Raw genomic sequence first — 302 nt, 5'->3', positions numbered from 1 at the left:
ACGGAACGAGCATCACTTGGGGCTCGGACAAATCGAGCATCGTCGCAGTCAACGGAACAGTGAAACGCCCAAGCTACACAGCAGGCGATGCACTCGTAACGCTGACGGCGACGATCAGGAAAGGCTCTGTCGAAGAGACGAAGACCTTCACGCTGACGGTAACGAAGCTTGCACAAACCGATTCTGAGGCAGTTGCAGCAGCGAAGGCGGTAGTGGAAGTAGGCTATGCAAGCGGCGATTCCGCTTCGGATGTGAAGCAAAACCTGACGCTCAGCACGAACGGCACGGACGGAACGAGCGTG

General features: G+C 57.0%; 1 protein-coding gene. It reads left to right on the top strand.

Going from position 1 to position 302, the window contains the following annotated elements; translation table 11 throughout:
- Nucleotides 1-302 (top strand): immunoglobulin-like domain-containing protein (locus SBI19_RS29405; RefSeq protein WP_317973080.1); only part of this gene is annotated, 302 nt, incomplete at both ends.

The sequence above is a fragment of the Paenibacillus sp. CCS19 genome (assembly GCF_033239625.1).
Lineage (GTDB): Bacteria > Bacillota > Bacilli > Paenibacillales > Paenibacillaceae > Paenibacillus_T.
This window is presented reverse-complemented; position numbering and strand designations above follow the sequence as displayed.